We start from the raw sequence: 20631 nt of genomic DNA, 5'->3' as shown, positions 1-20631 counted from the left end.
CGCCTCTATCTCGCGGCTGCCTTGGGCCAACCAATATGTGCAGCGCGACGAAGACTGGCTTTCACAACCTGGCGATGAAAAGGAGCGATAACCAATATGTAGGCTCGGCCCAGGAGGTTGTGGCAGTGAACGACGGTTGAGACAGTCAGTTGGCCACCGAGCGTTGGAGACAAGTCGGGGGTGTGGAGTACCGACAGTCTGAAATCAAGGTGCTTGTCGTCCTCGCCCAAGACGATCTCGGTTTCGCTTTTGGCGTAGACCTTGAAGATGCCAATGCGGTCGGCGTTGGCTTCGCTGGAGAGAGTCGCGAGGTGTTTGGCGGTCTTCAGACCAAAGCACGCAACGATTGCATCCCGGGCATTGGTTAGCCATCCGATCCAGGATGGCTGCTGCGAAATAAGGAATCGCCACAGGACCTCTGGATCGCTGGAGGTGCCAAAGGGAAGTTGAACCGCAAATGCGTCTGCGAGATTCGTTGACTCATAAATAGTAGCGACGGCAGACTGCGTGGGGAGAGCAACCGGCTTTACTAGCGTGAGTTCGCTTGGCATGAATGGCGCTCCTAGGCCTAACGGATGACATGAAGGGCGGGCGACGGCGGGCGAAGCCAGATGCTGCACGTCTCCCTCGCTGGAAGGGATGGAGACGTGACAGGGTTTGAACGCATACGTTGATGAGCGTGACGAAACCTGTGTTCTCGGCAATCGTAGTCATTGGAAGACTCCAGCGTCTCAAAGAGAAATCGCTCCCGACTCTCGCATCTTATGCGTGGCAGGTCGCACTGGACTCCATAGTTGGCACAAGTGGAAAAGCTCAGCCTCCTGCCCGTCGCGGTATTCGCGGCGGCAACTGTGGAAGCTACAGTGCTCTCATGACCGACACAAGCATGCTCCCTCCTGACCTGCAAGCCGCCATGCGTGCACGAGACGAAGCCTTCTATACCGTCGATGCGGCACAGTGGGGCAAGTACACCGCAAGCGACTTCACGACTGTCCAGCAGAACGGCCAGTTCATGTCTCGGGCCGAACGGATCGGCAACCTTCAAACGCAGAAGCAGCGGCCCTATGTCCCACGCGAACGCGAGCAACACGAACAGCAGGGCGACCTTGTAGTCACTCGCTTTTTCAGTGGCGGGCTATGGGTAGTGGAAGTCTGGAAGCGCATCGACGGTGCATGGGCCACCGTGATGACTCAAGCCACCACGGCGACTTCCACCACGCCCTGACCCACCGTTCATGGAGTGTCCGGTTCTGGCCGGGAGCACGAACTCACGCCGCTCCTGTTTGCTCATTCAGCGGCCGGCAAACCTCCAGCACCACTCCGCGCAGCCACCGATGCGCGGGGTCCCGGTCAAGACGCGGATGCCACATCTGCGACACGGTGATCTGCTCCGTGGGCATCGGCAGCGGGAACGAGCGCAGCGTGCCCCGCGCCCTCAGGTGTTCGAAGTACGAAGACGGTATCAGTGCCACCAGGTCAGTCGCGGCCGCTATCGACAAGGCAGTGCTGAAGCTGGGCACGACGACTGCGGTATTGCGCACCAGGCCCATCGCTGCGAGAGCGTCATCCACCGGCCCCACAGTCCGGCCGTGGCGTGAAGTGACCACGTGGTCGCAGGCGGCGTAGCGCTCGGCAGTGATCCCGGGTTCGGCGAGCAGGGGATGGCCCTCGCGCACCGCAGCGACAAAGCGGTCGCGGTAGAGCGCCTGAACGCGCACCTCCGGGCCCGCCTCGCCGAGAACGCCGACATCCAGATCGATCAATCCCTCGCGCAGGGGACGAACGTCCTTGTCGGGCTTGGGCGCGAAGCGCAGGCGAACGCCAGGCGCTTCGTGCGCTGTGCGAGCCACGAGCCGATGCGCGAAGCCCTCGATGAAGCCGTCGTTGGCCCGTATGGTGAACAGTTGCTGGAGCGTGCGAGGGTCCATGCTCGCGCCGGCGGGCTGAAGCGCCGCGCGTGACTCCTGCACCAACTCCCTGACGCGGTCGCGCAGTGCCAGCGCATGCGGCGTGAGCACCATCGCGCGACCCGCGCGAACGAGCAACTCGTCCCCGGTCGATTCCCGCAATCGCGCAAGCGCCCGGCTCATGGCCGATTCGCTCAGACCCAGGCGCTCGGCGGCTTTCGCGACGCTGCCCTCGGAAAGAAGTGCGTTCAACGCAAACAGCAGGTTCAGGTCGGCATCTGTTGGCATGCCCGAAACCTAGCACGGCTGCGATGGTTTCGACAGGCGCCGCATGCAGGAACAAGCTGCGCGCCATGCGCTGGGCAAGCCGTGCGTGCAGTCCTAAGCTGGCTTGGCGCAATAGAGCGTGCCTCTCCCAGTTGCCCAATCATGTTGTCCTCCACGCTTCGACCGAACTCTTCTTCCACCATGGCCCGCACCGCCGAAACCCAGGAGGTGAACGACGCGAACGCAGTGCATGACGCCGATGGCCTGCCTCTGCCGCGGCGCTTCGCAGCCGTCGCCGCGATCCTGGGCGCGGGCGTGCTGGTGGTGCTCGACGGCGCCATCGCCAACATCGCGCTGCCAGGCATCGCCCAGCAACTGCAGGCGACACCCGCCGATGCCGTCTGGATCATCACGGCCTACCAGCTGGCCGTGGTCATGTTCCTGTTGCCGGCTTCCGCTGTCGGGGAGCGGTTCGGGTATCGGCGCGTGTTCGCTGGCGGCGTCGCGCTGTTCACCGCGGCGTCGGTGTTGTGCGCGTTGGCTCCGTCGCTGCCATGGCTCGTGGCCGCGAGGTGCCTCCAGGGCCTGGGCAGTGCGGCCGTGATGCCTCTTGGGCTGGCGTTGTTGCGCTTTACCTATCCGCGTCGATTGCTGGCGCGCTCGATCGCCTGGAATGCGCTCGCCGTCGCGGCCGCTTCCGCGTCGGGGCCCACCCTTGGCGCTTTCATACTCTCCGCGGCAAGCTGGCCATGGCTCTTTGCGGTGAATCTGCCGATCGGCCTGGTCGTGCTCGCCGCCTGTGCGGGGTTGCCAAGCCCGCCGCGCTCGGTGCGCCGCATCGACGTGTGGAGCATCGCGCTCAACGCGGTCATGTTCGCCTCCTTCGTGCTCGGGAGCGACCGGCTCGTGGTGCATCCGTTGCACGGCGGCGCGTTGCTCGTGTTGTCGGCCGCTTGCATGATCCTGCTGGTACGGCGCGAGAAGCCGAAGGCGGCGCCGTTGATCCCGCTCGACCTGCTGCGCGTGCATTCCTTTCGGGTCTCGGTCATTGCCTCCGTGTGCTGCTTCACCGGCCAGATGGCCAGCCTCGTCGCGCTGCCGTTCTACATCCAGCACGAGCTGGGCCAGAGCGCGGTGACCGCCGGCCTCTTGATGACCCCCTGGCCTCTGGCGGTGATGCTGGCCGCGCCGCTGTCGGCGCGCCTGGCCCAGCGCGTGCCGAGCGCATGGCTCTGCGCGGCTGGAAGCGCTTGTTTCGCGAGTGGGCTGGCGCTGTGTGCCTTGTGGCCGCTGCATGGCAGCAACCCGGCTTTGCCGATCGCCGTGTTCACGAGCCTCGCCGGCCTGGGCTTCGGCTTCTTCCAGACGCCCAACAACCAGAACATGCTGCTTTCGGCACCCAAGGAGCGCAGTGGCGCGGCCGGTGGCGCGCAGGGCACCGCCCGACTCACGGGGTTGACGCTCGGCAGCCTGTTGATGAGCCTGATGTTCGGCTTGCTGCCGTCCCACAGCGCGGTGCACTGGGGTCTGGCAGTGGCGGCCCTGGCTGCATTGGCCGGGAGCGTGGCGAGCTTGCTCAGGAGTCCCGCAAGGGCTGGGGTCACCCATGCCCGAGGTCTCGTCAGATAAGCCCTCTGGTCGCCGCCTTCAACGTCGCGGCCGCTCGCGTCGAACATTCGAGCTTGAGGAACAGACGTTCGACATGCGTTCGCACCGTGCGCGGACTGATGCCCAACGCACGAGCAACCTGCTTGGTGTTTTCGCCCCGGCTGATGCAGCGCAAAACCTCCAGTTCGCGCTCTGACAGAGACTGCTCGCCGCGCGCCGGCACCACAGGTTTCGCGGGCGTATGCGTATACGTATGCGACAGAACACTGGCAAGCAAAGCAGCGACGACCTCCTGGTCGAAGCGGCCCGCCTCGGCCTCTTCCTTCATGCGATCGAGCGCCTCTGCTTCGGTGAACGCCGCTCGCCACGGACGGCGGGTTCGAAGAGAAACCCACTGCTCGGCTGCGGCAACGATCTGCCCCTCCTGCGGCATCGCCGCACCCGATCGGCCGCGGAAATAGCCGGAGCCATCGCGCCTTTCGAAGGCGAAGGATGCGATTTCTGCTTCGAGCGCGAGGCCGTCGATCTGTCCGGCGGCGCGGGAGGTCCAGTACGGCACGAGCCGCAGGCGTTCCAGTGACGAGGCCGGCAGCGGTTCGGGCGCGTTCCAGATTGCATTGGGCACCGACGCCCGCCCGATGCCGTGGATCAGTCCAGCCTTGTACGTGCGGCGGCACAAGGCCTCGTCCAGGCCGGCACGCGCGCTGCAATCGCGCGCCAGTTGGGCCACGCGACGCGAGTAACCCGTCATCCAGGGAAGCTTGAGATCGATCACGTCGCCCACGAGCTCCAGCCCGACACGTCGAAGCATCGAAGCGGGCTGGTCGGCAGCGTCGGTCCACGGCGGGGCGGCGGAATCCAGCGCATTCATCCACGTCGAGACCCACGGTGCGCTGGCGTCGACAAGAGCGCCGGGGTAGACGCTGTTCGCGCGTCCGCGGGCCAGCGCGAGCGCTTCGTCGAGCCCGTACAGGCGGCTGAAAATCTCGAGGTCGCTCGCCAGGGCCACGACGTACGTCGCAAGCGGCACGTCGTTGCCTTGCAGAAGGCCGGGCACGCCGCCGCCGTCGTAGGTCTCGAAGATGGCGCGCAGCGCAGCTTCGGTATCGGAACCCAGGCCCAGCGTGTTCGCGATGTCGCCGGCGATTTCGCAGTGGATGTTGGCCATGGCGAGCATGGCGTTGGGAATGGGCACGCTGCGGGACGGCTGCTGCGCCGTTCGCGGCTTCTGCGATGCAAGAAGGGCGCTTCGCCCTTGCACGTCGTCTTCCAGAAAGTCTGCGAACTCCTGGGCATTGGCAGTGCAACCCGACCAGCGCAGCAGCGCGACGTGCCGGGCGGCCTCGACCTGCGATGGGTCGCAGCGGGCCTGCGTCGCGATCATTCCGGCGAGCCACGCAGTGCGCAGCGAATGGTCGGTCGGCTGGCCCATGCTCAGGTCGCCGATGAAAGCAAGCGCGCGGACTGCGTCGAAAACGGCAATGGTCGTGTCGTCGGACATGAAATGGCTGGGGCAAAAGCCCAGCATCGCACAGTCGCTCTTTTTCGGGGCCTGTCGGTCATTCGACCGATACCGCGCCTGGTGCCGCCGAAACAGAATCTCCTGCACCGGCCCCGCCCAAGGGGCTGCGACCTTCCTTCCTACCCGATCTCGCGGTCTTCACCGCCAATGCCATGTCCAACACCAACCAGTCCCCTCTTCAGCGAGCCGCGTGGCTGCGCAAGCTCTACTTCATTCGCGCCGCTTTTTCCTTCGCGTGGGTCGCGCTGGCGTTCACCGCAGCCAAGGGGTCGCCCGCACTCGCAAGCAGCCTGCTGATCGTCTATCCCGCATGGGATGCGCTGGCAAACCTGCTGGACACCAGGATGACGGGGGGCGCAAAGGCCAACCCCACGCAGGTCCTGAATGCCTGGATGAGCGGGCTGGTCACGGTTGCCGTGGTGGTTTCGCTTGTGCTCAAGCTGCAGATCATCCTGGTGATCTTCGGGGTGTGGGCCATCGTTGCGGGGCTGCTTCAGCTGGCGACGGCCATCCGTCGTCGCAAGAGCGATCGAGGGCAATGGGTGATGATGCTGAGCGGGGCTCAGTCTGCGCTGGCCGGGGGATTTTTTGTGGCGCAGCAAGGCAGTGCGGCGCCCGTTGTGCAGACCTTTGGCGGTTATGCGGCGGTCGGGGCTGTGTACTTTCTGATTTCCGGACTTGTCATCCTGCTTCGGCAGTCCAGAGCCAAGGCCGGCGCGTTGGCTCCCGAGAAGGCTTGATGCCGACCTTCCACCCATACGTGCGGATGGGTACTATCGGCCCCAAGCAAGGAGACTCGAATGAGAAAGCTCAAGATCATGGAGCACGTGTCGCTGGACGGCGTGATCCAGTCCTCCGGCGAAGACGACTTTCCCTACGCTGACTGGACCGCGCCCTATCGGACGCCCGAGGGCCGGGATGAAGTCTTCGCCGCGCACGGCGGGCGCTTCGATCTGCTGCTCGGCCGCCGCACCTACGACATGTGGTCGGGCTTCTGGCCAAAGGCACCGAGCAGCCCGATGGCGGACGGCTTGAATGCGGCCACCAAATATGTCGTTACCCACCGTCCGGAAAGTCTTGAGTGGGGCCCATTCGAGGGCCTTGGACCGGACATCGTCGAGAGCATTCAACGCATCAAGTCGCAAGCAGGCCCGGACCTTGTCCTCTGGGGCAGCTCCACGCTGACATCGACGTTGCTCGAACATGGGCTTGCAGATGAAGCCATGCTGATCGTCTATCCGGTCCTGCTGGGCACCGGGAAGCGCCTCTTTGCGGAGGGAACGCCACCACGCTCCTTCGAGCTCGTCAGCACGAAAGCAATGCCGTCCGGAATCATCCTCAGTGCTTACAGGTTCAACGGGCCTCTGAAGACCGGATAGTCAGGCGCCGCGACATCGGCGCCGGTTTCGCCGACATCTCCTTTGCCAGCGCCACCGCATCGACACAATCACCCGCAGCCCAGCTGCTGCGCAACGTTTCCCGAAGATCACGAAGCTCGCGGCGCTGCAACCTCAGCGTCGACATGAGCCCGTCGATCTCGGCGAGCCGAACGTCGAGGTTGCGCATCAACTCGTCCTTCCTGAATCCTTCGGCGCTTGCGAAGACGCCCCCAAGCGTGTCGAGCGAGAAGCCGAGCGATTGCGCGACCTGGATCAGCCTGAGCCGTTCGATCGCATCGTTCGAGTAGCTCCGGTAGCCGTTGCTGCCACGCCGTGCCGCCGGCAGCAGGCCACTCTTTTCATAGAACCGGATGGCGGACGGGGCCACGCCCGTTGCCGCGGCAAGTTCACCGATCTTCATGGCGCTTGACCTTCAAGTTGACTTCAAACTTAGCATCACCCGCATTCTTCTCTTCGTGAGTACGGAAGGCCAGCGCAACGTGAACAGTCCCCTCTTCTCCAGCTTGACCCTGCCCAACGGCAGCGTCGTTCCCAACCGCATCGCCAAGGCGGCCATGGAAGAGAACATGGCGGCCATCGGGCAGCTGCCCGGGCCCGCGATCTTCGAGCTTTACAGGGCGTGGGCAAGCGGCGGCACCGGCCTGATCATCACCGGCAACGTGATGATCGACGGGCGGGCGTTGACGGGGCCTGGCGGCATCGTGCTCGACGCCGGAACGGCCATCGAGCCGTTCATCGAGTGGTCGAGGGTCGCGCGCAGCCGCGGTGCGCAAGCGTGGATGCAGATCAACCATCCAGGCCGGCAGGTGCGCGCCAACATGGGCGAAGAGGCGTGGGCGCCGTCTGCGGTTGCGCTCGATCTTGGCAAGCACAGCAAGCTGTTCGCCATGCCGAAGGCAATGAGCGAGGCCGAGATCGCCGAGATCATCACCCGCTTTGCCGACACTGCGACGGCGGCAGAACGCGCGGGCTTCACCGGCGTTGAAATCCACGCGGCGCACGGCTACCTGATCTCGCAGTTCCTGTCGCCATTGACCAACCGGCGCGACGACCGTTGGGGCGGAAGCCTCGCCAACCGTGTGCGATTGCTGCTCGAGGTCGTGAAAGCGGTTCGGACACGTGTCTCGCCGGGGTTCTGTGTCGCGGTGAAGCTCAATTCGGCCGACTTCCAGCGGGGCGGGTTCTCGGAAGACGATGCGCGGCAAGTCATTCTCTGGCTGAACGAGTTGCCAGTCGATCTGGTCGAGTTGTCCGGCGGCAGCTACGAAAGCCCTGCAATGCAAGGCGCCACCGCCGACGGCCGCACGCTGGCCCGCGAGGCGTACTTTCTCGAGTTCGCATCGAAGCTCGCGGCCGTGGCGAAGATGCCGCTGATGACGACGGGTGGCATCCGGAGCATGGCGGTGGCAGAGAAGGTCATCGCAGGCGGCGTGGCCATTGCCGGCATGGCCACCGCGCTCGCACTCGTGCCCGATCTGCCCGCACAGTGGCTGGCAGGCAAGCACCCGACGGGCGACACCACCCCTGTGCGCTGGAAGGACAAGACCATGGCCGCACTCGCATCGATGGCAATGGTCAAGCGCCGGCTCTGGGCGCTTGGTGAAGGGCGATCGAATCGGCGGGCCTATTCGCCGCTGGTCAGCACGGTCTTGATGCTTGCAAGAACGCAGCGGCTCACGCGCCGCTACCGGCAATGGCGAGGCGAGACAAGAACAAGTCGACCTGGCTTTCGTCCGTTGCCCATGAGGTGACCAGGCGGATCACGGAGTGGCCGTCGCCCGCCCTTCCCCACACATAGAACGCGAGGTCTTTCTGCAACGCAGCGATCACCGGGTCCGGCAGGATGGGGAACACCTGGTTGGTCTCGGTATCCGCAGCCAGTGCGTGGCCCGCCGAGGTGATGCCGGATGCGAGCTTTGCCGCCATGGCATTGGCGTGCTGCGCCATCGACGTGAACGCCACGTCACCCGAAAGACCTTGAAGGCCACGAATGCCTGGCATTCGTAGGCACTCGCTCGCCGTCGACCGATTGGCGGTTCCTGCACGATGGCCGTGAAATCGCCATCCCAGCGAGCGACAGACTGCAGGCGAACAACGCCAACGCTCTGCTCGCCGCCGCGCTTGTGGAAGCTGCGTCTGCCGGCCTGGGTGTGGCTCTCAGTCCGCTCGTGCTAGCGGCTGACGATGTGGAACGAGGAAGTCTCTCGGCACCTGCCGGCTTTGACCCTGCCGGCAGTCACCATGGGTTGATATGGCTGGGCTCCACTCGCAGAGTGGCTGCAAGCGCAGTTCAGTCGCCTGACTCCACACCACGAGTTCTGACAGTGGCCGCAACTACGAGCAGGTGTAGCTCGCCGCTGAGCCGATGTCTCCACTGGTGTAGGTAATTTTCTTCGGGTACACGCAGATGGGACGAGTTTTCGTCGGGGCACCGCCAAGGGTCTGCAGGGTCAGGGCATCCGGAGCGGTGCCTTTTTCCACCCACGCCGTCAGTGCGTCGTAGAACTGGGTCGGCGTGAAGTAGGGAACTTCCGCTGCCGGGTTGGACGTTCCGTTCGGATCGCCATGGCCGGCACCTGGCACCAGATAGAGTCGATAGAAGCCTTGGACATCGCTCAACCCGCCGTTCCTGGCGACCACGCTGTTGTAGTAGTTGACCGTCCCCTGCGCCATGATGAGCTCGTCGGCCAAACCATGCCAGGTCAGCATCTTGCCGCCGCGGTTCTTGAACGCGGAGAGGTCAGGGTTGTCCGTGTTGATGTTTCCGAACTGCGGCTGCAGCGTCACGCCGCGGTCGTAGGCATTGCTCAACTGCGCGTAGCTCAGTTGCTTCCAAAGCGATTGGCCGTTGCCGGTCGCATTCACGAACGAAGGGTCGCCGATGGTCGAGTTCTGCAACTCGAGCGCCACCTGATCAGACGCGATGGGGAATGCACCGTTCGGGCTGGTCAGACCGTTCAGACCAAAAGAAGCGAACATGGCGCCATACAGCGAAGTGCCGCGGCTCTGTCCGTACCAGCGCTGGTTTGCGGAGCCAAGCAACGTGGAAGACGATGCCGCAGACCAGCCGTTGTCGGTCGACGGCGACGGTGCCGAGCCGTCGGCGGTCATGCCGTACCAGACCTTGTTGATGGCCGTGGCTTGTGCTTTCGTGACGCACGCGCTCGTTCCGTTCGTTCCACCGTCGGATGTGCAGAGAACCGTGAGATCTGTCGTCGGGTCGTACGTACAAGACGCGGGGTCGAGCGCATAGCCCAGGTGCTGGCCGGCCACCACATCGCATGCGGCAATGGCAGCGTTGGAAACCAGATCCTGCTGAGCCTGGGTCGGTGCAACACCACCCAGGTCACGCTGGAAGACGATCTGCGGATACAGCTCCGCGGTGATGAACCTGCTCCAGTTGATGGCAGGATAGTTGGCGATGATGCCGTCGAAGTCGGTGGGGTTGTTCTGCGCCAGATTCAGTCCCTGGCGTCCACCCGTCGAGCCTCCCTCCCAATAGGCGTACTTGGCCGGCGTTCCGTAGTAGGCCGCCGCCAGTGCTTTCGTCTTGACGGCCTGTTCATGAATGCCTCGGCTCGCGAAGTCGGTCCACAACGTCTTGTTGATGGTGCCATCCGGGTTCATTGCGAACGAGCCGCCCGCGAGCGAGGAATGCCCGGTATCCGTGGTCGATGAGACAGCGCCTTCCTTGCCGGCCACGTTGGCCGCGTCGCTGCTCGCAATCGCTGCCGCACTGCCGGCGACACCCCCTTGCCAACCACCGCCTCCCAACGCATGAATGCGCGAATTCCAGGCTGCTTTCGATGGCAGCCAGATCTCGATGCCGATGCCGGGCGACGTTGAAGGAGCGCCTTCGGGTCCAGGGTTTCCAGGCCCCACATTGAGCTTGACCATGCAGACGTCGTTGGCAGCCACCGGCGTTGCCGCCGTCGCCGCGCCACCCAGGACGAGGGCGTCTCCCTTCTTGAAAGACTTGACCGCAACAACACTGGTGCTGGCGTCAGGCTTGAAATTGGCCTTGAGCGTGTCATCACATGTCAGCGCCGCAGGGCCTGACGGGGGCGGCACCGTGGCGACAGGGGGATTGCCGAATCCGATGAAAGGAAGTGCGTTGTTGTTGCCGCCGCCACCGCACCCACTGGCGAGAACGGCTGCAACGATTGCGGAAACTGCCAAAGGCTGATGAGTTTTCATGTGTCTCCTTCAAGTTAGGGCCAGCTGCAAGAAAGTGCATTTTTTTACCCACCTTCGAGTGCAACATGAACTATTAGGCATCCCTCACAAGCTTCGCTTGTACGGGTTATCCCGCCGCTAGGGAATACGCCGTGCAGTGGCTGTGAGTGAAGCGACTCAACAAAGCAGTCTGGATTCGGCCTTTTTGGTCATCAGCGTTCAGAAATATAGTGCACATCGTTGTCGGCAATGCCCTTGCGCTGGCAGGGCACGACTACGTTCCGACCTACTGGAACGTGAGCGTCTTTGACCCGATGGGCGAGTTGTCGCAAGTCCAGGACAAAGCTGGAACGACCGTGGCTCCCTCGAGCGCCGGCAGAACGTGGCGATTGACTCGAAAAACGAGCGTTTGAATTCCATTTTTCATGCCAATGGAAGGCACACGTTTCAGTAAACAATCAGCGCGCAAGGTTACCGAATGACACATGGGGTCCGCATCGCTCGCAAGAACCGAATCTCTTGCGAGCGATGCCGGGCGGTGGATGCGAACGCGACCCCCGAGGGTCGGCGAGACAGCAACGGCGTGTGATCGACATCGAAATTCAAACCGCCGTTGGCGTAGTACCCCCCATGTTCCCTTTTCCCCTGCGGCTGCTGCATGCCGCAATGATTCCCCTGGTCCCCGTGCTGGTGGCGCTGACGGCACTGCCGGCGCAGGCCGCCGACACGATGAGCAAGATCCGCGAAACGCACACGATCGTGCTCGGCGTGCGCGAAGCCGTGCCGCCTTTTTCGTTCGTCAATGCGCAGAAGCAGCCCGCCGGCTATTCGGTGGACCTGTGCCTGCACGCGGTCGAGGAGATCAAGCGCGAGCTCAAGCTTCCCGACATCAAGGTCCAGTACAAGCTCGTGGCCGGTCCGGAGCGCATTCCGAAGCTGCTCGCCGGCGAAATCGACCTCGAGTGCGGCTCGACCACCAACACGATGGCGCGCCAGGACAAGGTGGACTTCAGCTACACCTTCTTCGTCGCCGGGATGCGCGTGCTGACGAACAAGAGCCTTCACGTGGAGACGGTGAAGGACCTGAAGAACATGCCGATCGCTCTGGCCAAGGGTTCGACCTCGGAGAAGCTTTTCAAGCAACTGGGCGACGGCGAGCTGCGCGACGCGAAGTTCACCACCTACGACAACAACGGCGAGGCCTACAAAGCCCTGAAGGAAGGCAAGGTGCAAGCGTTTGCGCAGGATGACTCGCTGCTGCAGGGCCTCGTGTCGAACGACAAGGGGATCGATACGCTCAGCCTGAGCAGGCTTGCGCTGTCGGTCGAACCGTACGCAGTGATGGTGCGCAAGGGCGACACCGCGTTGCTCGCGGCGGTCGACCGGAGCCTCTCGCAGCTGTACGCCAGCGGCGAGATCAATGCGCTCTATGACAAGTGGTTCAACACCCAGACGCTCACCATCAAGATGGGACGCCTGACACGCGACAGCTTCGTCCGGCCGAACAAGCAACCCGGCGTCGCGATGGTGCTCGGTCATTCGATCTGAGACAAACCGCCCGCCAGTGAAAGACCTCGGCGCACGGGGCGCTCTCCGGTTCCGCCTTCGGGCCGTGTGCCTGGGCCTGCTTGCAGCCGGCGCGGTCGACACCGCCTGCGCGCAGAACGCGATCAAGGCGGTCGCAAGCGCCATGCAACAGGGTGTGGAGGTGATCCAGATCGACCTGGCACGACCGCTCGCCGCCGTGCCCAGCAGTTTTTCGGTCGCGAGCCCCGCGCGCATCGCACTGGACTTCCTTGGCGCCACCAACGATGTCGGGCGCGCGGCCATCGAAGTGAATCAACCCAACCTGCGCTCGATCAATGTGGTGCAGGCCGGCGAGCGCAGCCGGGTGGTGTTGAATCTCCGGCAGCCGGTGCCGTACACGGCAGAGCTGCAAGGCAATTCGGTGCGGGTCACGCTTCAGGCGGTTGCCGTTGTCGAGCCACGGACGGTGGAGACGCCCGCGCCGGCCGAGGCCGCGGCAGCGCCTGTTGTTCGCAGCAGTCCGATCACGCTCAATTTCTCCAACGCCGACATCGAGGCCGTGGCGCGCACCATGGCGGTGGTGACCGGGCGCAATGTGGTGGTCGATCCGCGCGTGAAGGGCACGATGGACCTCGTGACCGACCGCGCCGTGCAGCCGGCCGCCGCCTTCAACCAGTTCGCCGCGGCGCTGCGCCTGCAGGGCTTTGCGGTGGTGGAGGCCGACGGCCTCTACAAGGTAGTGCTCGAACCCAACGCCAAGCTGCAGAGCGTCGCCGTGAACACCTCCATCGGTGCCATGCCAGCGTCGGCAAGCAACCAGGTCGTCACCCAGATCTTCAGGCTCAACCACGAGTCGCCCAACGCCCTGATGCCGGTGCTGCGTCCGCTGATTCCGCCGAACAACACCATCAACGTGAACCCGGGCAGCAACTCGCTCGTGATCACCGACTACGCCGACAACATGCGGCGGCTCGCACGCATCATCGCGGCACTCGATGTGCCGAATGCCTCCGATGTCGAGGTCATCCAGCTGAAGCACTCGATCGCCACCGACCTGATTCCGCTGGTGCAGCGGCTCATCGATGGCGGTGCGTCGGGCGCACCGAGCGTCAGCGAAGCGCCGGGTGGCGCCGATGCATCGTTTCGCACCACGCTGCTGGCCGACGCGCGCAGCAACTCGGTGCTCATGCGCGCGGCCAATCCGGCGCGCGCGCAGCTCGTGCGCACGCTGATCGAGAAGCTCGACCGCCCGCCTGCCGAAAGCAGCAATGGCGCTGCCGGCAACATCTATGTGGTCTACCTGAAGAACGCCGAAGCGGTGCGCCTGGCGGCCACGCTGCGCGCCGCGATGGCTGCGAACCGGCCATCGGGCACCACGGGCGCGGGTGCGGCTGACGGCAGCAGCGCCGTGCCACAGCAGGCCACGCAGAACAGCACGGGCGGCCAAAGCGGCTCGCCAGCCGCCAACCAGCCCTCCACCGGCGGCCAGATCCAGGCCGACCCGACGACCAACTCGCTGATCATCACCGCCCCCGAGCCCCAGTACCGCCAGATGCGCGCCGTCATCGACAAGCTGGACGGGCGCCGCGCGCAGGTCATGATCGAGGCGCTGATCGTGGAGGTCAGCGCCAGCAAGGCCGCCAACTTCGGCGTGCAGTGGCAAAGCGCGCTGGGCAACAACGGGGTCATCGGCACCAACTCCAGCCTGAACAAGACCAACATCCTGGCGCTGACCCAGGCGCTGGCCACCCGCAATGCCGCCGGGCTGGCCTCCTCGATCCAGCCGGGGCTGAACCTGGGCATCGCCGGCAAGATCGGCGGCCAGTACATCCTGGGCGCGATCGCCAACTTCTTCAACAGCGATGGCGATGCCAACGTCCTCTCCACGCCCAACCTGCTGACGCTGGACAACGAAGAGGCCAGGATCATCATCGGCCAGAACGTGCCCTTCCCTACGGGCTCGTACGCCAGCACGTCGGGCTCGGTGGGAGTGAACCCGTTCACCACCGTGGAGCGCAAGGACGTGGGCCTGACCTTGCGCGTGCGCCCCACCATCAACGAGAACGGCACGGTGCGCATGACGATCTTCCAGGAGACCTCCACGGTCGACCAGAACTCGCTGACCAACGTGAACGGCCCGACCACCAACAAGCGTTCGATCGAGTCGAGCGTGCTGGTGGAGGACGGCGGCCTGGTGATGCTGGGCGGGCTGCTGTCGGACACCTACAACAACAACATCGAGAAGGTACCGCTGGCCGGGGACATCCCGGTGCTGGGGAACCTGTTCAAGAACGAGAACCGCACGCGCGCCAAGAGCAACCTGATGATGTTCCTGCGCCCGGCGGTGATGCGCGATGGCGCCTCGACCGAGGCCTTCGCCTACGACCGCTACGACGAGATCCGCGGCCAGCAGCTGCAGACGCAGCCCAACACCGACAACATCATGCTGCGCGGGGTGAACGCCGCGCCGGTGCTGCCCGATACGCGCAAGCTTGCGCCCAGCCCCCCGCGCGGTGCGCTGCCGCCGACGGCCGATCCGGTCAGCGCACGGGAGCTTCCGTAGGGCAGCAAGCGGAGGTGTTCAGTGCCATTGAAGGCCGGCACAAGATCGCCAACTGGAAGGGCGGCAAGAACAAGCAGTCGAGCGCTGCGTCGATATGTGAAGCACCCCGCACGGTCTTGCGCATGAGCGATGCGGGGATGAAGCGACGGGGTTCAGTTGCTGTAGAACGCACCCCGGCCGGTGCCGCTCACGTAGATGCGTCCATAGATGTTCTGATCGGCCGCCATCACGCCGATGCCGCCGAACTTCACGCTCTTCCAGGAGGTGCCCTGGGCGGGTGCGGGTTCAAGCGCGGGTGCAGGTGCGGTTGCGGGTGTGCCTGCAATGAGTGCCGCTGTCGAAGTGCCCGACGACCCACCGCTACAAGCCGCGACCCATGTGCTCAGCAGGCCGATCGCGATGAGCCACGCGCGATTCCAGTTGCGGGGGAACGTCGATGGAACTGGAGACGATCTGCCAATGGACACCTCACTTATTTTTCTTGAGATCTACGGCATTTTTTGGCGTATTGCTTGGAGCTGGAAGAGATGTGCCATGGGCGTGCCTGTCCATCGCGCATCGGGTTAATTACGGCTACTTGGAAACGAACAGCCCCAGTTCGGAAAGATCCGTGAGGGTGCTGTCGCCGTTGTTGGCTGTGATGTTGAGCCGGTAGTAGCGATAGGAGGCCGGATTCGCGATCGCATAGGTCTTCAGTTCCAGGCGGTAGTCAAACACCTGGTCGTTTTGCGTGTCCAGCGTGGTCCAGGTGACGCCGTCGTTGGAGGCCTGGAACTGCCAGTCCTTCGGATCGCGCGGGACCGGGTTGGTGGTGCTGGTGATCGCATAGCGCTGGACGCGCTCCGTATGGCCGAGGTCGTACTGCAGCCAGCCGGTCGTGCCCACGTAAAGCCATTGCGACAGCGAGTTCCGGTCGAAGGCGCGTTTCGCTTGGGTCGCATTGCCCGCGCTGTCGCTTGCGGTGCCGCCGGTGGCAACGTTCACCATCGGACGGGTCGGCGTGGCGCTGTCCATGGGAGAACGGCCGCTCGTTCCGGCGGAGTTGCTCGCCGTGACGGTGTAGTAGTAGGTGGTGCCATTGGTCACGGAGGTGTCCGTATAGCTGCTGCCCGTGACGCCCGACGCGACGGCCTCGTAGGGTCCGCCGCTGAACTCGGAGCGGCCGACCGTGTATCCGTTGGCGCCGAAGGACGCCTGCCAGCGCAACGGGACGGTGCCATCGCCCGGCGAGGCCAGCAGCATGGCGGGCGCCGCCGGGATGACGCTCGGCGCACCACCGTCGCCGCCGGTGATCTGCACGTTGCTGAAGACGCTGTTGTTTAGCTGGCTGGTGACCGACGAGACCACCAATCCGACATAGACCGTGTCGGGAACGGGGGCGTCGATGCGGCCGACATCGGTGGCGGCCCAATTGGTGCCGTCGGGAGAAACGTAGCCGGTGATGATGTTCCCGATGCGCTCGAGCTTCACCCAGTAAGTGGGCCCGGAGCTCGCAACCTTATTCGCGTAGTTCGAGCCGCCATACACCGCCAGCTTCGTCATGTTCTGTAAGGCTTCACCTTTGTAATTTATCGCCATCCAGGCGCGCGGAGCGTCTGGATCCAGGCTTGTGCGCATCATCACGCCCGCCATTGCGGACGGGTGGGTGTTCTGGAGCGACTCGACTTTCGCGATGATGGCGCTGTTGCCGGTGAGGGCCTTGTAGGCGAAGTGGGAACTATCGAGTGCGCCCCAGATACCCCGGCCTGCCCCAGCCACGTTCCACTTGCCGTCGGCGTAGGTGGCCGTGCCGGCCGGGCTGGCGCCCCCGATGTCGGCATTGCTGAATCCCGAGGTGATCGAGGCGGTCGAAGGAATGGGCAGCGCCGGCGGCGGCGTCGCCTTCGACGTGTCGGCGTCCTTGAGGAACATGAAGCTGCTGCCGTCCACCGGCATCCGGAGGCGCCTCTGCGCGATGAAGGGCGCTTGGAGACCCTTGCGCAGGACGTAGGCGCCATAGATCTGGGTCAGCGCCACGCTCCCGCCATTGGCGCCGTCCCAGCCGTGCCCGGTGACGTCGGTGAGGTAGTAGCGATCGGTGGTGCCGAAAGGAAGCGCTGCCGTGGGCACGCGCTCGTTCACCCTCGCGAAATACTCACCCGCCGCCAGCAGGCGGTTGTCGAAATCGGAATAGATGTCGATGCCTTGGCTCCAGAGCGCCTCGGCGAGCATGGTCAGCGACTTGAGCTGCCCATAGGCATGCCCCTGGTCGCGCAGCGAGTCGCCGAGCATGCCGATGTCGTTGGAATTTCTCAGCCCGATGTGGGCCAGCGTGCGGGCCTGGTAGACGACCTTGTCCAATGCCTCGATGTCGTCGTTGTAGATCGCCATCAGCCCAAGCGCGGTGAGGGACAGTGCGCCCTTGTTGGCGGCGCCGAACGAGCTTTCGCCGTAAGGGTTCGCCGCCGGCATCAGTACGTCCTTGAAGTACTTCTTCACCGTCGCCGTGTCGGACTCCTTCCAGCCCGGCCATGTGGCGCGCAGGATTTCCGCGCCGCCCACGAACTGGAGCGCGTAGTCGCCCAGGTCGAGCATCGACTCGCGACCCGAGAACTCCGTCTGCGTGGTGGCCCACCCAAGCAGGAACTTGCGCGCGTTCTCCGCGTATCGCTCGTCACGGGTGAAGTACCACATCAGCGAGAGATTCGAGATCGCGACCATGTCGTTGCGCCAGGCCCAGAGATTCTCGTCAGGGGCGCGGCTCACTTTCGCGAACGGGCCATGCCCTCCGTAGCTGAGCCTGGACATGGGACTGCCCGCCACTTGCTCGAAGCCGGACGCCCATGGCTCCCTGCCCTGGTCGACGTATGCCTTGAGCGTCGCGAGATCCGAGAGGGTGACCCCAACACCGGGGTGCTTGATGACGCGGGCCACCGGGGTGTCTCCCGGGGCGGCGGGGACTTCGGGGGTGACTCCCGTGGTGGCGGAAGTCTCCGGTGTGCCTCCCGCGACAGCGGGGACCTCTGGGGTGCCCCCTGCGACAACAGGGACCGTAGCGCCTGCCTGGAAATTTTCCGAATCTCCGCCCCCGCAACCCGGGAGCACGACCGCGCTCAACACGAGCAACGCAGCAGCAAAATCAGTTTTGTCAAACATGGGAGCCGTTGGTTAATGCGCTGAAAAGTCGCGGAGCCCGGCACGGACCGCCAGCTTTCCTGGAGGCGCTGATTTCATTGACAAGCCCGCGATCCGCCTTGAAGGCTTTTCGGCTCGCGAGGCTGACTGATCCTGGTGTTCATCCAGGAAGAGGATGTAGAACCGGGGCGCCTTCCACATACATGGTGGTCGAATACGTCGCCGTCGGATCAAGTGCGATTCCGGCGTCCGATCGCTACTTCAAGGCCGCACCGCCTCGCGCAAGGTACTGGCCCGACAGGCGGGCGAATTGGCCACCATCGGTGGTGATGGAGGTCTGGTGGCTTCCTCCTGGACTGAAGACGATCGCGAACGTGTGCGTGTCGCCGTACTCCTGGGTATTGCGCAGCATGTAGTCGACGTGGTTGTCGCGGTAGTGCTGGTCAGTGCCGCCGGGCGTGTCGGACGGCACGCCCATCGGCGTCTGCCACCACAGGATCGGCAGGCCATTGCCCAGTGCGGCACGGTAGTCCGAAATCTGCTTCTGGGAGTCGTGGAAATTCGGGCTGGTCTTGTTGCTTGCGTCCCAGTAGAACGTTCCGGTTCGGCCCCTGCATTCGTCGGGCGGCGAGTCAGCTTCCCAGCAGCCCGCGTCGCGGTCGCTGGTCTGGGCGACGATGAAGTCCGCCTTGTCTGCCCCGACCACGCGCATCTGCGCGCCGATCTCGGCAGCGGTGCCGCTCCAGAAGGAGGGCGGGAATCCCACCAGCGCCTTGGGCGCGATCTGCCTGCCCATCTGCACGAGGCATTGGCCGAGGCCCGCGGCGGTATTCGGCAGCCCGGCGCATTCCGGCTGGTTGTTCACGACGGCCGGAATTTGCGTCGCATCGTGATCGGGCCTCTTCGACGCAAGGAATCCCCAGAAGTCCGGCTCCAGGTTGATCAGAACGGGCCCGCGCAGGTCCGCAATGAGCTGGTACATCAGCCGCGTCTGCCCCCAGTATTTGTTCATGAAGGCCGCGTCGTTGATGCCGCTCAGATCGCCCTGCATCTGGTAGAGCGTGAACATCGGAATCGCGCCGTAGGCCTGCTTGGCCTGCGCGGTGTATGTGAGGTACGCGCCGTCGGGACTGTTCCAGGTAGGCCAGGCGCCTGCGCCAGTGCCTACCAGGTAGGTGTCCACGATGTCCGGGTGAATGTCCTGTTTCTTCATCTCGTCGATGGAGCCGGAGCCGAGCCCGAACAGCACCCGGGCGGGCTTGCCGAGCCTGGTTACCAGTGCGGTGGTCGCTGCGACGGGCGAAGTGCCCCCATCTATGCCGCCCCCTGTGCCGCCCCCCGTGCCGCTCGCGCCGCCTGTGCCACCGCCACTTTGGCCGGTGCCATTGCTGCCTTGACTGCCACCGCCCAGACCGGACAGGCCACTGCCCTGGTTGCCGCCACCCCCACCGCCGCAGCCAGACAGGAGCACCAAAAGCATCAGTGCGGAAACGCATCCTCCGGGAAACATCGTCATGGGAATGATTTTTTTGAGATTGAAGAGAACCAGCCGCCGCACGCGTTGCGTACTTCGCATGCGGGGGAATACTTTCGTCGTGCATGGCCAGCATGCATGTCGCAGGCTCGGGCCCGGATGCACTCGCCGACCACGCCATGAGGCGCACGATTCATGCCTCAGACCCCGCCGGAGAAGAACGCGCCAATTGATCCCGGAAAGTGACGCGGAGCGTCGCTTCGAATTCGTCGTGTGACAAGTTATGGCCAGCTCTTAAGTGGAGTCCGACAAAAAAGGAAATACCGGCGCATCAGGCCTAACATCAACCAACACTTGTGCATTACAAGGCGCTCCATTCACGATGCAGCGATCGACGGAGTAGAGCAACCAAGACTTCATCCCTTGCTTTTTGAATGCGTCGAAAATCGAGATTCACTCATTCATTTTTCATAGGAATGGCGTTGTTCTCTCACGCGTGCGCGCAGCCTCTGAACGCTATGCACTGGATGCTGGCACCCAATCCCGATGACTGAGCTTCTCCACAGCCATGTCGGCGAGCCGCTCACGCAACACGCCGAACGGCACCTGACATCCCCGGAAGCGCGAAGCTGATTCGCTCGATGTCTCGCGAGGGGTGCTCGCCTGACAACGCGTGAATGCATTGATCAGGTGATGCGGCTCTGTCTTGACCAACGGTGGCGCGTGCCACCCAAGCGACGGTTGGATTTCTCCGAAACGGCGAAACGTGCAGCGCGGCAGAACCTTGCGCTGCCCAACGTGGTCGTCGAAACGCGCTCGGTCATGGCCCTCAAGAGCTTGATCGGCCACTCGGGTTTTCTTGGGGCGACGGTGATCGGGCCCAGGTCGGTCTCGCAATGCCATTCGGTCGTGCCGTCGGGCCGCACCATCAAGGCCACTTCGTTCACCGCGCTCCGGGTTGAAGCTATCGCCCGGAGCAGGCGCTCAAAAGCGCATCGTGCTTTTCACCCTGGCCGTCGACAGGCTCGATCCTCTATTTACGCGCGTTCGACTTCTTGGCAAAAAGCCGTTCG

18 protein-coding genes are annotated in these 20631 nt (G+C 64.1%); 8 read left to right on the top strand and 10 right to left on the bottom strand.

Annotated elements, in window-relative coordinates:
- Positions 1 to 5 precede the first annotated feature (5 nt).
- Positions 6 to 551 carry a DUF2867 domain-containing protein gene (locus ACN9MV_RS05680; protein WP_093048013.1) on the bottom strand — a complete coding sequence of 182 codons (546 nt, stop codon included), beginning with the start codon at positions 549 to 551 and terminating at the stop codon, positions 6 to 8.
- Between the two features lie 320 nt (positions 552 to 871).
- Here ACN9MV_RS05680 and ACN9MV_RS05675 point away from each other — a divergent pair, with 320 nt between their 5' ends.
- Complete coding sequence (locus ACN9MV_RS05675; protein ID WP_426391557.1) at positions 872 to 1225, top strand: nuclear transport factor 2 family protein; 354 nt, start codon at positions 872 to 874, stop codon at positions 1223 to 1225.
- 43 nt (positions 1226 to 1268) lie between these two features.
- Here ACN9MV_RS05675 and ACN9MV_RS05670 read toward each other — a convergent pair whose 3' ends face one another.
- Positions 1269 to 2195: a LysR family transcriptional regulator gene (locus tag ACN9MV_RS05670; protein WP_426391556.1), complete on the bottom strand. Its 927-nt coding sequence runs from the start codon at positions 2193 to 2195 to the stop codon at positions 1269 to 1271.
- A gap of 180 nt (positions 2196 to 2375) precedes the next feature.
- On the opposite strand from ACN9MV_RS05670, the gene ACN9MV_RS05665 reads away from it, so the two are divergent.
- The gene (locus tag ACN9MV_RS05665) at positions 2376 to 3803 is read left to right on the top strand and encodes an MFS transporter (RefSeq protein ID WP_426391555.1); all 1428 of its coding nucleotides are present in this window, start codon (positions 2376 to 2378) and stop codon (positions 3801 to 3803) included.
- Here the strand turns inward: ACN9MV_RS05665 and ACN9MV_RS05660 are convergent.
- The gene (locus ACN9MV_RS05660; protein WP_426391554.1) at positions 3796 to 5283 is read right to left on the bottom strand and encodes an HD domain-containing phosphohydrolase; all 1488 of its coding nucleotides are present in this window, start codon (positions 5281 to 5283) and stop codon (positions 3796 to 3798) included. The genes ACN9MV_RS05665 and ACN9MV_RS05660 overlap by 8 nt on opposite strands.
- A 173-nt stretch (positions 5284 to 5456) precedes the next feature.
- On the opposite strand from ACN9MV_RS05660, the gene ACN9MV_RS05655 reads away from it, so the two are divergent.
- On the top strand, positions 5457 to 6044 hold the full coding sequence (locus ACN9MV_RS05655; RefSeq protein ID WP_426391553.1) for a DUF308 domain-containing protein: 588 nt from the start codon (positions 5457 to 5459) through the stop codon (positions 6042 to 6044).
- A 60-nt stretch (positions 6045 to 6104) separates the two neighbouring features.
- Positions 6105 to 6683 (top strand): dihydrofolate reductase family protein, encoded by a 579-nt coding sequence (locus ACN9MV_RS05650; RefSeq protein WP_426391552.1) that lies wholly within the window; start codon positions 6105 to 6107, stop codon positions 6681 to 6683.
- Here the strand turns inward: ACN9MV_RS05650 and ACN9MV_RS05645 are convergent.
- The gene (locus ACN9MV_RS05645) at positions 6658 to 7104 is read right to left on the bottom strand and encodes a MerR family transcriptional regulator (RefSeq protein ID WP_093082691.1); all 447 of its coding nucleotides are present in this window, start codon (positions 7102 to 7104) and stop codon (positions 6658 to 6660) included. The two genes, ACN9MV_RS05650 and ACN9MV_RS05645, sit on opposite strands and share 26 nt — an antisense overlap.
- A 79-nt stretch (positions 7105 to 7183) precedes the next feature.
- Here ACN9MV_RS05645 and ACN9MV_RS05640 point away from each other — a divergent pair, with 79 nt between their 5' ends.
- A complete protein-coding gene (locus ACN9MV_RS05640) occupies positions 7184 to 8455 on the top strand; it encodes an NADH:flavin oxidoreductase/NADH oxidase family protein (RefSeq protein WP_426391551.1) in 1272 nt (423 codons plus the stop codon).
- On the opposite strand, the gene ACN9MV_RS05635 is transcribed toward ACN9MV_RS05640, so the two are convergent.
- Positions 8379 to 8705, bottom strand: coding sequence for a hypothetical protein (locus tag ACN9MV_RS05635; protein WP_426391550.1), 327 nt, complete (start codon positions 8703 to 8705; stop codon positions 8379 to 8381). The two genes, ACN9MV_RS05640 and ACN9MV_RS05635, sit on opposite strands and share 77 nt — an antisense overlap.
- On the opposite strand from ACN9MV_RS05635, the gene ACN9MV_RS05630 reads away from it, so the two are divergent.
- Complete coding sequence (locus tag ACN9MV_RS05630; protein ID WP_426393148.1) at positions 8699 to 9091, top strand: LysR substrate-binding domain-containing protein; 393 nt, start codon at positions 8699 to 8701, stop codon at positions 9089 to 9091. The two genes, ACN9MV_RS05635 and ACN9MV_RS05630, sit on opposite strands and share 7 nt — an antisense overlap.
- Here the strand turns inward: ACN9MV_RS05630 and ACN9MV_RS05625 are convergent.
- Positions 9039 to 10901 carry a tannase/feruloyl esterase family alpha/beta hydrolase gene (locus ACN9MV_RS05625; protein WP_426391549.1) on the bottom strand — a complete coding sequence of 621 codons (1863 nt, stop codon included), beginning with the start codon at positions 10899 to 10901 and terminating at the stop codon, positions 9039 to 9041. The two genes, ACN9MV_RS05630 and ACN9MV_RS05625, sit on opposite strands and share 53 nt — an antisense overlap.
- A gap of 609 nt (positions 10902 to 11510) precedes the next feature.
- Here ACN9MV_RS05625 and ACN9MV_RS05620 point away from each other — a divergent pair.
- Entirely contained in the window at positions 11511 to 12428 is a 918-nt protein-coding gene (locus ACN9MV_RS05620) for an amino acid ABC transporter substrate-binding protein (protein WP_426391548.1), read from the top strand.
- Positions 12429 to 12444: 16 nt separating this feature from the next.
- Positions 12445 to 14970, top strand: a complete 2526-nt coding sequence (gene gspD / locus ACN9MV_RS05615) for a type II secretion system secretin GspD (RefSeq protein ID WP_426391547.1) — start codon at positions 12445 to 12447, stop codon at positions 14968 to 14970.
- Positions 14971 to 15122: 152 nt separating this feature from the next.
- Here gspD and ACN9MV_RS05610 read toward each other — a convergent pair whose 3' ends face one another.
- The 4 genes from ACN9MV_RS05610 to ACN9MV_RS05595 all read right to left on the bottom strand — a co-directional run bounded on the left by ACN9MV_RS05610 (position 15123) and on the right by ACN9MV_RS05595 (position 20505).
- The gene (locus ACN9MV_RS05610; RefSeq protein WP_426391546.1) at positions 15123 to 15437 is read right to left on the bottom strand and encodes a hypothetical protein; all 315 of its coding nucleotides are present in this window, start codon (positions 15435 to 15437) and stop codon (positions 15123 to 15125) included.
- Between the two features lie 106 nt (positions 15438 to 15543).
- On the bottom strand, positions 15544 to 17883 hold the full coding sequence (locus ACN9MV_RS05605; protein ID WP_426391545.1) for a discoidin domain-containing protein: 2340 nt from the start codon (positions 17881 to 17883) through the stop codon (positions 15544 to 15546).
- Between the two features lie 457 nt (positions 17884 to 18340).
- Entirely contained in the window at positions 18341 to 19564 is a 1224-nt protein-coding gene (locus tag ACN9MV_RS05600) for a hypothetical protein (protein ID WP_426391544.1), read from the bottom strand.
- Between the two features lie 680 nt (positions 19565 to 20244).
- Positions 20245 to 20505, bottom strand: coding sequence for a hypothetical protein (locus ACN9MV_RS05595; protein ID WP_426391543.1), 261 nt, complete (start codon positions 20503 to 20505; stop codon positions 20245 to 20247).
- Positions 20506 to 20631: the final 126 nt, after the last annotated feature.

This window comes from Variovorax sp. R-27, assembly GCF_049913215.1.
In the GTDB taxonomy this organism is placed as follows: Bacteria; Pseudomonadota; Gammaproteobacteria; order Burkholderiales; family Burkholderiaceae_C; genus Variovorax.
This window is presented reverse-complemented; position numbering and strand designations above follow the sequence as displayed.

Excerpts from the sequence above, each read along its gene's own strand:
- ACN9MV_RS05625 (WP_426391549.1), bottom strand. The coding sequence starts at position 10,901 with ATGAAAACTCATCAGCCTTTGGCAGTTTCCGCAATCGTTGCAGCCGTT.
- ACN9MV_RS05645 (WP_093082691.1), bottom strand. The coding sequence starts at position 7,104 with ATGAAGATCGGTGAACTTGCCGCGGCAACGGGCGTGGCCCCGTCCGCC.
- ACN9MV_RS05635 (WP_426391550.1), bottom strand. The coding sequence starts at position 8,705 with ATGCCAGGCATTCGTGGCCTTCAAGGTCTTTCGGGTGACGTGGCGTTC.
- ACN9MV_RS05620 (WP_426391548.1), top strand. The coding sequence starts at position 11,511 with ATGTTCCCTTTTCCCCTGCGGCTGCTGCATGCCGCAATGATTCCCCTG.
- ACN9MV_RS05675 (WP_426391557.1), top strand. The coding sequence starts at position 872 with ATGACCGACACAAGCATGCTCCCTCCTGACCTGCAAGCCGCCATGCGT.
- ACN9MV_RS05680 (WP_093048013.1), bottom strand. The coding sequence starts at position 551 with ATGCCAAGCGAACTCACGCTAGTAAAGCCGGTTGCTCTCCCCACGCAG.
- ACN9MV_RS05650 (WP_426391552.1), top strand. The coding sequence starts at position 6,105 with ATGAGAAAGCTCAAGATCATGGAGCACGTGTCGCTGGACGGCGTGATC.
- ACN9MV_RS05600 (WP_426391544.1), bottom strand. The coding sequence starts at position 19,564 with ATGCTTTTGGTGCTCCTGTCTGGCTGCGGCGGTGGGGGTGGCGGCAAC.
- ACN9MV_RS05665 (WP_426391555.1), top strand. The coding sequence starts at position 2,376 with ATGGCCCGCACCGCCGAAACCCAGGAGGTGAACGACGCGAACGCAGTG.
- ACN9MV_RS05670 (WP_426391556.1), bottom strand. The coding sequence starts at position 2,195 with ATGCCAACAGATGCCGACCTGAACCTGCTGTTTGCGTTGAACGCACTT.
- ACN9MV_RS05660 (WP_426391554.1), bottom strand. The coding sequence starts at position 5,283 with ATGTCCGACGACACGACCATTGCCGTTTTCGACGCAGTCCGCGCGCTT.
- ACN9MV_RS05655 (WP_426391553.1), top strand. The coding sequence starts at position 5,457 with ATGTCCAACACCAACCAGTCCCCTCTTCAGCGAGCCGCGTGGCTGCGC.